This window comes from Spirillospora sp. NPDC049652 (assembly GCF_040675125.1).
Lineage (GTDB): Bacteria > Actinomycetota > Actinomycetes > Streptosporangiales > Streptosporangiaceae > Spirillospora.
This window is the reverse complement of record NZ_JBFAOF010000185.1, coordinates 1-9,912: the sequence shown is the minus strand read 5'-3', so window position 1 is coordinate 9,912 and position 9,912 is coordinate 1. Positions and strand designations below refer to the sequence as shown.

The following is a 9,912-nucleotide window of genomic DNA, read 5'->3' as shown; positions in this document are numbered from 1 at the left end:
CGCGAGGTCCGCCACGTGGCCGGCCACGCGGGAGTGCCCCGCACCGCCTCCCCGCTCACCCAGGAGGGCGGCGGCCTGCACACCGACGGAGCGGGCACGGTCCTGCTCACCGAGACCGTCCAACTCGACCCCGGCCGCAATCCCGGCTGGACCCGCGAACGGGTCGAGGCCGAAGTGCACGCGCGCCTGGGGACGCGCAAGGCGATCTGGCTACCGCGCGGCCTCACCGCCGACTACGGCGAGTTCGGCACCCGCGGCCACGTGGACATCGTGGCCGCGTTCACCGCGCCCGGCCGGGCGGTCGTGCACACCCAGCCCGACCCGGGCCATCCCGACCACGAGGTGAGCCGGGAGGTCATCGACATCCTCCGCGCGGCCACCGACGCCCGCGGCGAGCGGATCGAGGTCGTCGAACTGCTCGCGCCGACCGTCACCGAGGCGGACGGGGAACTCGTCGACTACTCCTACGTGAACCACTACGTGGCGAACGGGGCCGTCGTGCTCTGCGCGTTCGACGACCCCCGCGACGCCGAGGCCGCCGCCCTGCTCCGGCACGCCTACCCCGGCCGCGAGGTCGTCCAGGTCGACGCCCGGGACATCTTCCGGTTCGGCGGCGGCATCCACTGCATCACCCAGCAGCAGCCCCTCCAGGAGAGAGCATGGAACTGATCACCGCCCGGCCGTCCGGGTCCCCGGCCCGCGTCGCGGCGCCCCAGCGCGGCGTCCTGACCGTCGGCCTGGTCCAGACGCGCTGGCACGAGGACGCCGCCGAGCACACCGCCACCCTGTCGGAGGGCATCGCCGCCGCCGCGTCGGCGGGCGCGGAGGTCGTCTTCCTGCCGGAGCTGACCCTGTCCCGCTACCCGGCCGACACCCGCCCGTCCGGTGACCCGTCCGCAACCGCGGAGGACATCGACTCGGGCCCCACACGGACGTTCGCGGCGAAAGCGGCCGCCGAACACGGCGTGTACGTGCACGCGTCCCTCTTCGAACGCAGCCCCGCCGCCGACGGCCTGGGCTTCAACACCGCCATCCTCGTCGCCCCCGACGGCTCGATGGCGGGACGCCGTCGCAAGACCCACATCCCCCGGACCGCCGGTTACTACGAGGACCGCTACTTCCGTCCGGGCCCCGCCGTGGCCGAGGCCTACGAGCCCGTCGACCTGAACGGCCGAGCTAAGATCGGCATGCCGACCTGCTGGGACGAATGGTTCCCCGAAGTGGCCCGGGCCTACGGCCTCGCGGGCGCGGACGTGCTCGCCTACCCGACGGCGATCGGTTCCGAACCCGACCACCCGGACTTCGACACCGCCCCGCTCTGGCGCCAGGTGATCGTCGGCAACGGCATCGCGAACGGCACCTTCATGGTCGTCCCCAACCGATGGGGCCACGAGGGCCTGATCGAGTTCTACGGCAGCTCGTTCATCTCCGACCCCTACGGCCGCGTCCTGGCCGAGGCCCCCCGCTCCGGCGACGCCGCCCTCGTGGCCCCGCTGGACCTGGACCAGCGCCGCGACTGGCTCACCCTCTTCCCCTTCTACGAAACCCGCCGCCCCGACACCTACACCCCCCTCACGGCCCCTCGGAGCAAGGATCGACGCGGGTGACCGGAGCCCGCCCGAACTCCAACATCCGGGGAAAGAAGCGGTCTACCAGGTGCGATAGACCCACTTCCACCGGCCACACGTCCACTTATAGGGCTTCCTGACGGAGACCAGGCATTCGCGGACCCCGAAGTCGTCATTGTAGGAGGACCGCCAACTGAAAGGCGCGTACCCTCTGCCCGGCGCCGGGCGGCCGCGGCCGTCTACCAGATAGAAGGGCTTGGTGAGGCCGGGTTTCCCGGACTCGCCGACGAAGACTTGCAGTCCAGCCGCGTACTTGTCCTTCCTGGTGTCCTGAAGGGTGCCGCGGATGGTGACACTTCGTGATCCATGATCGTAGGTTCCCCAGGCGCTGACATACCTGGACCCGTTGACGCTCTTCCAGCTCACCTTGAAGGATCTCAGGAGTGAGGAACCCTGCAGGTGGCGGGCGCGATAGCCGGGGGGCGTCGACCGGATCGGTGCGCCGGCCGCCACGTGGGTGGAATCGGAGAAAGCGCCCTCGACGAGACCGGCGGCACTGGCCTGCCGCTGCGGATTCATCGTCCGTCCATGTGCGGGGGCGGGGGCGGATGCCGCCATTGCAGTCGATTCCGCCATCGAGATCAGGGTGGAAGCCGCGATAGCGATAGCGGTGAAGTTTCTGATCCGCTTCTGGATGGCCATGTCAACCTCCGAGGCTGAAGGGAGCGGAGTAGGTCCAGTAAAGATCAGAACGTCTGATCTGCCATCGTGGCAAACACTGAGGCCGACGATCGGGTCTCTCCGGCGATCGGCGGGCCGGCGCTCTCGATGCTCGAAGTGGTTTCCTTTCTCGCCTGGTCAGAGATGGGTTCGAGTGACTCCATGCATGGCGGTCATCTCATCGCAACCTCGATCCCCTTGGCCACCGAAGGCGTTCAGGAGCGTCGACACGGCACTCCCCAGTGCCGCATTACGGTCATCGGGACACAAAGAGATAGGGGTTAACCTCGATACTCGGGAGGAAGCCGAGTGCTGGCCGTCCTGACGTGTCGGTGTTTACCCTGATGAACAAACCGAGGTCGGCCGTCATGATCCCTTGGGTATGGGCTGGTGGGTGGTGTCAGGGTAGAGCGCTTTTCGGTCGGTGCTCTCGGTGAAATCGAACAGGCCGGAAAATGCTCTAGATCGGGAGCGACGAATGCGTCCCCCGGGCGACCTGCGATCCGCGGTTTCCACTAGCCGGACCAGTGACCGATCAGAGAAAGGAACGGCTCAGCGTGATCAAACACCTCTCTGTTGCCGCTGTCGTGGTGGCCGCGGCAGCTGTTGTGCCCGCCTCGACGGCCTTGGCGAGCCCGGTCGGCGCTCACCCGATGACGCAAGTGCAGGCCCGGACCGAAGCCATGGCCAGCGGAACTTCTTCCTGGGACTTCGAGGTCGCTGAAGCGGGCCGACTGAAGCCGCTGAAGATCACCTGCACGGGGGGAGGGCACCACAACATCACCGCCAACTATCTCCGGCATGTGCTGGTGAACACGAACGCCAGCTATGGCTACAAAGCCAACTGCACCAACAGCGCCAAGGTCACCGCCATGGCCACCCAGGCCCGGGAGATCTTCAGAGGGCGGACGGTCGGCAAGGCTCGCGCCGCCAAATGCCGAAGCGCGCGCTCATGCTACCCGGGCGTGTATTCGCACTCCGTGAAGAGCTGCGTCTCGGGTGTCAGATGTGCGGGAGTGTGGCGGGCCGGAGCCGTTCTCACCATCAAGCTCCAGCGCTACCAGGGCTTTCTCTCCGTACCCAGGGGGTGCAGGCTCAAGGACGGCCGCCGCATCGTGACCTGCAGCTTCACCACCGGGGGATTGGCAGTTCCCGCCAGGCACTAGCCGTCGCCGGCGCATCGCCCAAGACAGGCGCCGACAAGGCTGCAATCAGCCCGTGGCAGGGGCACGATCGTGCCCCTGCCACAGGCTGATTGTTGTGGGTGAGAACCGAAGGGGATCGTCGGCGACAACCCCGTTCCTGCTTGCTGACTCGCGTGTCGCCGAGCAGAGATGGCTTACTGACGCAAGGAGCGGTTTCGCGCTCCCACCTGATCGGTCAGTTTGAAAACGGTCTCGTCGGCTGCCACTGCCCGCCAGATCAAGATCATGTGTTGTTCCACCAGCTCGTCCCCTTCATCGGCATCGATGAATTCCGCGTCCCAGCCCGCGTCCCGGCCCCGGGCATGGAAGCGCAGCCGGTAGGCGCCGGCTCCCCGAGGCAGATCCACCTCGCCCACAAGAATGCCGTCGGGCATGTAGACGAAGACACGGTCACCGTCGATCTCCGCGCTGACCTCGACCACTTCGTCCCAGGAGTCCAGATCGAGAGGCGGGACGTGGTCGTGGACACCGAACTGCACTGGCAGATCACCGGAATCAAGGCCGGTCTTCACCACGATCCGCCCCCGGGAGACCCACACCAGGCCGTTGCCATTGGTGAAATCCATGGCGTCGGGATCGAACTGCGCCCACTCCAGCGAGTACTGATGATGGCTGGCGGTGACGAGCAGGGGCGAGTCCGGCACGGCGATCAGACTCCCACGTAGAACGGGTCGCCGTCGAGGACCCGCTGGGAGGTGTGGGAGCCGGTGATCAGGCCTCGCTGGCTGTCCTGCTCGGCTACCGGAACCCATGCGGTGCCGCGATCGGTCCTGCTGAGCGCCGTCCCCCCTTCGGCCGTGCTGGCGAAGGGGTACTCGTCGCAACTGACACCCGGCCGCGGCGGCGGCCCGACGACCGCTCTGCGACATACCGCCCGACGGTTACTCACCTGCTTCTTCCTGTCCATCATGCGATGCAGCGGACGGCCGCTGCCGGGGCGGCCATAGTGGTTTCCTCTGCTTTGGACACGACGAATGTTGGCCGCGATCTGCGGAAGCTTCTTCATGGCCGTCATCACTGGAATGTAGCCGGGGTACACGCAGCCGGCGCCCTGGGTGTTGAGCGCATTGTCACACCGGTAGGTGACCGACCTCGTGCGGAGAGTCGCCGCGGGAACGTTCGTTCCCCGGAACGTCCAGCTGTAGTTGTTCCACAGCTTGTAGATTTTTCCTTTGCCGGTTTTGACGCTGTAAGAGACCGTCCCGGTCAGTGACGTTCCCCGGCGCAGGACCCTGTTCTGCGGGAAGCTGATCCCGGCACGGCATGGGCTCTTGCATCGGCTGCCGAAGGTCAGTCGAGGTGACTCGATGTCTCCGCGAACAGCCAGCACCCGGAAGTTCACATGCTCGGTGAACTTGGTGCTCTTGACGCTGAGGGCGGTCGTCTGCGTGATGCGGTAGGTGAACCGGCCGAGTTCATGGCCGCCGATCGTGAGTTTGAGGGTCTCGTCACGGACACTGCAGGACTGGGTGCGGTTATACCTGTTCGGCTTAGGAAAGCAGGTCCGTGGCGCGCTCCGCCCGGACGCACCGAGCTGGGTGGCGGGCTGCATCTGCGCTTCAGCCGGAGAGTTCATCGGCTCATAGCGAGCCTGCGATCGGTCCAGCGCACCGGCGGCCGTTGCCGGTACCAGAACGCCACCGAGAACGATCAGGGCAGTGAGACCGCCGAACCATTGGCGACGAGCCACATCAACCTCCACGCGGGAGAGGAGTAAGACGGGCTCAAAGTAGAGATATTTACCTAAAAGGCCATCGTGGGAAACTCGTAACTCGCCACGCAAATCACCCCTAAGCTGACACGTTGTCCTGACGGCCGACCAAGGCGTCAGCCGTGGTCGGGGTTGAGGAGCCTGCGGGCACGGCACGAAGTGGCCAGATGGCCGGCGGAACGGGGTCCGGTCCCGGAGGGGTGGTGGTGGCGGAGGTGCCGTTGATGGTGGCCGGCATTTTGCGGCTTGCGGCCGCGACTCCTTATGTCTTCGGCGTTGCGACCGCCTTCGTCAGGAGTGCTAGGAACTGGCGTTGTTCCTCGGGAGTCAGGGACGACAGCAGCTGATCGCCGACGGCGATCACCTCGGGGGCCAGGCGGGTCGCCAGGGCGCGGCCGTCGGGGGTGATGCGGACCAGCTTGCGGCGGCGGTCCGCGTCGTCCTTCGCCAGTTCGACCAGGCCGCGGCGGCGGAGGCGGTCGAGAAGCGGCGCCGCCGTCGACTTGTCGAGGTGGGCGCGGGTGCCGAGCGTGCTCTGGTCCATGTCGCCGTGGGTGTGCAGGAGGCTCAGCACGGTGAACTGGGGGCCGGTCAGCTCCTGGTCCACCCGCTCGTGCCACAGGCGCGCGTGCGCCTGGTTGAGACGCCGGGCCAGCGGTCCGACGCCCTCGATCGCGGTCCGCGCGAGCGACGCGTCCGCATTCTCCCGAGTCATAGCTGTTCAGGCTCCTTCGGCGCGATAGGACGTACACGTACTATATCCTCGGGCAAATAGGACGTACACGTCCTAAATGGAAGGAGTGCGGATGAGGCTTGTCGTGGCCATGACCGGAGCGACCGGGGCGCCGATCGGGGTGCGCCTCCTGGCGGCGCTCCGCGACCTGGACGTCGAGACGCACCTGGTGGTGAGCCGGTGGGCGCGGGTCACGCTCGCGCAGGAGACCGGGCGCTCGGTCCGCGAGGTGGCGGCGCTCGCGTCGGTGACCCACGGCCCGGACGACCAGGGCGCGGCGATCTCCAGCGGTTCGTTCCGGACGGACGGCATGGTCGTCGTCCCGTGCAGCATGAAGACGCTCGCCTCGATCCGCACCGGCTACGGGGACGGTCTGATCGCCCGCGCGGCGGACGTGACGCTCAAGGAACGCCGCAGGCTCGTCCTGGTGGCGCGCGAGACGCCGCTCTCCGCCGTCCACCTGGAGAACATGTTGGAGCTGACGCGGATGGGCGCGGTCGTGATGCCGCCCATGCCCGCCTTCTATAACGCTCCAGAGAGCATCGACGGGATCGTCGAGCACATCGTCGCGCGCGTTCTCGACCAGTTCGGACTGGACCTGCCCACGGCCCAGCGGTGGCAGGGCTTCTCCGGCCCCGGCCCGGGTTCCGGCTCCGTTTCGCCCTCACTCAGAAAGGCCGTCTGACATGACGCAACGCGGTAGCTCGCTCAACTTTCGCGACTTCGTCGACGAACTGCTCGCCGCCGGGGACGCCGTGGACATTCGCACGCCGGTGAGCCCGACGCTCGAAGTCGGTGCCATCACCCGCCGCGTGTACGAGACGCGCAGCCCGGCTCCGCTGTTCAGCGAACTCACCGAAGGCGACGCCGGCTTCCGGATCCTGGGCGCGCCCGCCGGTCTGAGCCCGGCCGCCACCGGAACCCATGGACGCCTCGCCGCCCATTTCGGCCTGCCGCGCGACGCCACTCCGCGGGACATCGTGGAGCATCTCGTCCGGGCCATGCACGCCGAGCCGGTTCCGCCGAAGGTCGTGGCGTCCGGGCCGTGCAAGGAGAACGTCCTCACCGGCGACGCGGTGGACCTGACGCGCTTCCCCGTCCCGCTCCTCCACCAACAGGACGGCGGCCGGTACTTCGGCACCTACGGCTTCCACGTCGTCCGCACGCCGGACGGTTCGTGGACGAGCTGGTCGGTCGCCCGCACCATGCTGAACGGCCCGGACACCCTCGTCGGCCCGGCGATGCCGCAGCAGCACATCGGGATGATCCACCAGATGTGGCGCGAACGAGGCGAGCGCACACCCTGGGCGATGGTGCTCGGCGCGCCGCCCGCCGCGCTCGCGGCCGCGGGCATGCCGCTGCCCGCCCACGTCAGCGAGGACGGCTACGTCGGCGCGCTCACCGGCAGCCCGGTCGAGGTCGTCGCGACCGAGGCGGGCGGGCTGCTCGTCCCGGCGAACGCCGAGATCGTCCTGGAGGGCTGGATCAGCCCGGACGAGACCGCGCCCGAGGGGCCGATGGGCGAGTACCACGGCTACGCCTTTCCCGAGGGCAGGCCGCAGCCGGTCTTCCACGTCGAGACGATCACCCACCGGGACGGCGCGATCCTCCCCGTCTGCGCGGCCGGGCTGCCGCCCGAGGAGAACCACACCGTCTGGGGCACCATGATCTCCGCCACCAGCCTGGACGTGCTGCGGTCGAGCGGCCTGCCGGTCTCGTTCGCGTGGTGCTCCTACGAGGCGGCGACCTGCTGGATCGTCGTCGCCGTGGACACCGCGCGGCTCGCCCGCACCGGGACGGGCGAACGAGCCCTGGCCGACGCCATCGCGGACGTCCTGTTCGGATCGCACACCGGCTGGCTGGTCCCCAAGGTCATCCTGGTCGCCGACGACATCGACATCACCGACATCGACCAGGTGGCGTGGGCCATGGCGACGCGCTACCACCCCGGCACCGGCGAGTACCTCTACCCGGATGCGCCGGGCATCCCGATGGTGCCGTACCTGACGGACGAGGAGGTGCGCACCGGCAAGGGCGGAAAGTCCGTGCTGAGCTGCCTCACCCCCGACCAGTTCACCAACTCCGAGCGCGGCGTCACGGCATGCTTCCGCAACTCCTACCCGGAGGACGTCCAGCGCCGCGTCCTCGACCAGTGGACCGAGTACGGATTCCCTGCCGCGAGCTGACCCCACGGCAGAACGACCTGAGCGCCACGCATACGCGCCCCCGGCAGGGACGTCCTCCAGGCCCCGGCTACCTCAGCTACCTCGTCATCTGGCCGGGGCAGAAGGCAGCGTTGAGAAACGCCATGGCGGCGGGGGAGGGGTCGATCGCGCGGTAGCGGTTGATCGAGAGGGCGACCTGGCGGCGGGTGTCGGTGGAGGTGAAGGCGATCGTGAGGTAGCCGGGGATGCCGCCGCCGTGGCCGTGGATCCGGACGCCGCAGCTCAGCGTGGTCGATTCGATGCCGAAGCCGTTGTCGCCGGCCGTCATCTGGCGGAGCAGGTCCGGACGCACCAGGCGGCCGCCGAGGAGTGCGGCGAAGAACCGGTTCAGGTCGCCCGTGGTCGAGACGATCTCCCCGGCAGAACCCGCCATGGTGGGATTGAGGACGGTCATGTCGTACGTGACGTCGCGTCCGTCGCGCCGGACTGTCGCGTAACCGTCCGCGTGCGGGGTGGGCAGCCACGGATTCGCGCCCGGCAGGGAGGTGCCCCGCAGCCCGAGCGGGACGATGACACGGCGGGTGATCTCGGTCCGGAAGGACCGGCCGGTGGCCTTCTCGATGATCATGCCGAGCAGGATGTAGTCGTTGTTGGAGTAGCTGTAGTGCGTGCCCGGTGGGTTCGGGTCACGCGGCAGCGCGTTCGACAGCCGCGCCAGTTCCGCCAGCGTCCACGTTCGCCAGCGGTCACGCGGCAGGCCGTCGTCGTCCACCAGTGCCCCGACGGGGTCGGGTAGGCCGCTGGTGTGGTTCAGCAGCTCCCGGACGGTGATGTCCCCGGCGCCTCCCTTGATCAGGCCGGGCAGCCAGTGTTCGACGGAGTCGTCCAGGCCGACCCGGCCCTCGGCGACGAGCTGGAGCACGACGGTCGCGGTGAACGGCTTGGTCACGCTCCCCGCGCGGAACCGGCCGTTCAGCGGAGGCGGGGCCGGACGGTCCAGCCGGGCGCGGCCACTGGCGCCGCGCCAGGTCGTGCCGTCCCGCCTGACCTCGGCGATCGCGCCGGCTTGGCCGGTCGCGACCACCTCGTCGAGCGCCGTCTGCAAGACGTCGTCACGAGCGGCTGTCGTGGCATTCGCTGGGACGGCGGTGGTGGTGACGGTGAACATGATGGCGGCGGCGGCGAGCCCGATGCCTTTGAGTTTCATGCCCCCAGAGCGTCGCAGGACCTCCGGTGATCGACATCAGGGGTGATCCCTGAGTTATCCCCGAACCCCCCAACCCAGCGACCGCGGGGGAGTTGGCACGGCCGTGACGGCGGCATGCCATTGCTGAAGCTCTCATTCGCGGGCTTCTTGATGCTCCTGGGCGGTTGGCTTCGCGGCACCTTTTGCTGCGACCAGTACGCCTATCCCGTCCAGGATCCGGTCGAGCCCGAAGGTCACGTCATCGTCGACGACGTCGTCGGTGTAGTCGTTGCCGTCCATCATGGACGCCAGGACCGAGTGACCGCGTTCGCGCAGCCGGGGCAGGAGGAACCTGGTCACGGTTTCCGACTGCGTCGGAGCCGCGGTGCTGTACCGCAGGTCGCGGCGCATGCCGCCGATCTGCCGCGCATAGCCGTCCAGCACGAACGCGCACCCCAGGGCTTCGGTGGGGGTCAGCCCGGCGCCGGTCAGCACTTTCAGGATCGCCTCGGTCCAGTCCAGCAGGTTCGGCGTCACCGGGGCCCCGCGGACGGGGAGGTCGCACAGCCAGGGGTGGACCTCGCACCGGTCGATCATCGCCCGCGTCCACGCGCTCGCCCCATC

General features: G+C 68.4%; 11 protein-coding genes. 5 read left to right on the top strand and 6 right to left on the bottom strand.

Annotation, left to right across the window (positions count from 1 at the left end; genetic code table 11):
* Together AB0J52_RS15080 and AB0J52_RS15075 are read left to right on the top strand one after the other, a co-directional pair.
* On the top strand, nt 1–669 hold a 669-nt coding region (locus AB0J52_RS15080), incomplete at its 5' end, for an agmatine deiminase family protein (protein WP_500182166.1).
* The gene (locus AB0J52_RS15075) at nt 660–1,607 is read left to right on the top strand and encodes a nitrilase-related carbon-nitrogen hydrolase (protein ID WP_500182165.1); all 948 of its coding nucleotides are present in this window, start codon (nt 660–662) and stop codon (nt 1,605–1,607) included. The genes AB0J52_RS15080 and AB0J52_RS15075, both read left to right, overlap by 10 nt.
* 42 nt (nt 1,608–1,649) lie before the next feature.
* Here AB0J52_RS15075 and AB0J52_RS15070 read toward each other — a convergent pair whose 3' ends face one another.
* Nucleotides 1,650–2,270: a hypothetical protein gene (locus AB0J52_RS15070; protein WP_500182164.1), complete on the bottom strand. Its 621-nt coding sequence runs from the start codon at nt 2,268–2,270 to the stop codon at nt 1,650–1,652.
* 575 nt (nt 2,271–2,845) lie between these two features.
* On the opposite strand from AB0J52_RS15070, the gene AB0J52_RS15065 reads away from it, so the two are divergent.
* Nucleotides 2,846–3,454: a hypothetical protein gene (locus tag AB0J52_RS15065; protein WP_500182163.1), complete on the top strand. Its 609-nt coding sequence runs from the start codon at nt 2,846–2,848 to the stop codon at nt 3,452–3,454.
* 173 nt (nt 3,455–3,627) lie between these two features.
* Here the strand turns inward: AB0J52_RS15065 and AB0J52_RS15060 are convergent, their stop codons facing one another.
* From AB0J52_RS15060 to AB0J52_RS15050, 3 genes are all read right to left on the bottom strand, one after another.
* Nucleotides 3,628–4,137: a hypothetical protein gene (locus tag AB0J52_RS15060; RefSeq protein WP_500182162.1), complete on the bottom strand. Its 510-nt coding sequence runs from the start codon at nt 4,135–4,137 to the stop codon at nt 3,628–3,630.
* Between the two features lie 5 nt (nt 4,138–4,142).
* On the bottom strand, nt 4,143–5,195 hold the full coding sequence (locus AB0J52_RS15055; protein WP_500182161.1) for a NucA/NucB deoxyribonuclease domain-containing protein: 1,053 nt from the start codon (nt 5,193–5,195) through the stop codon (nt 4,143–4,145).
* 271 nt (nt 5,196–5,466) lie between these two features.
* Nucleotides 5,467–5,919, bottom strand: coding sequence for a MarR family winged helix-turn-helix transcriptional regulator (locus AB0J52_RS15050; protein WP_500182160.1), 453 nt, complete (start codon nt 5,917–5,919; stop codon nt 5,467–5,469).
* A 91-nt stretch (nt 5,920–6,010) separates the two neighbouring features.
* On the opposite strand from AB0J52_RS15050, the gene AB0J52_RS15045 reads away from it, so the two are divergent.
* Nucleotides 6,011–6,622 (top strand): non-oxidative hydroxyarylic acid decarboxylases subunit B, encoded by a 612-nt coding sequence (locus AB0J52_RS15045; protein WP_500182159.1) that lies wholly within the window; start codon nt 6,011–6,013, stop codon nt 6,620–6,622.
* Nucleotide 6,623: 1 nt separating this feature from the next.
* Complete coding sequence (locus tag AB0J52_RS15040; protein WP_500182158.1) at nt 6,624–8,123, top strand: UbiD family decarboxylase; 1,500 nt, start codon at nt 6,624–6,626, stop codon at nt 8,121–8,123.
* A gap of 76 nt (nt 8,124–8,199) precedes the next feature.
* Here the strand turns inward: AB0J52_RS15040 and AB0J52_RS15035 are convergent, their stop codons facing one another.
* Both AB0J52_RS15035 and AB0J52_RS15030 read right to left on the bottom strand, forming a co-directional pair.
* Nucleotides 8,200–9,309 (bottom strand): serine hydrolase domain-containing protein, encoded by a 1,110-nt coding sequence (locus AB0J52_RS15035; RefSeq protein ID WP_500182157.1) that lies wholly within the window; start codon nt 9,307–9,309, stop codon nt 8,200–8,202.
* Between the two features lie 132 nt (nt 9,310–9,441).
* Nucleotides 9,442–9,912, bottom strand: a 471-nt coding sequence (locus AB0J52_RS15030; protein ID WP_500182156.1) for a TetR/AcrR family transcriptional regulator C-terminal domain-containing protein, incomplete at its 5' end; no start/stop codon positions are given.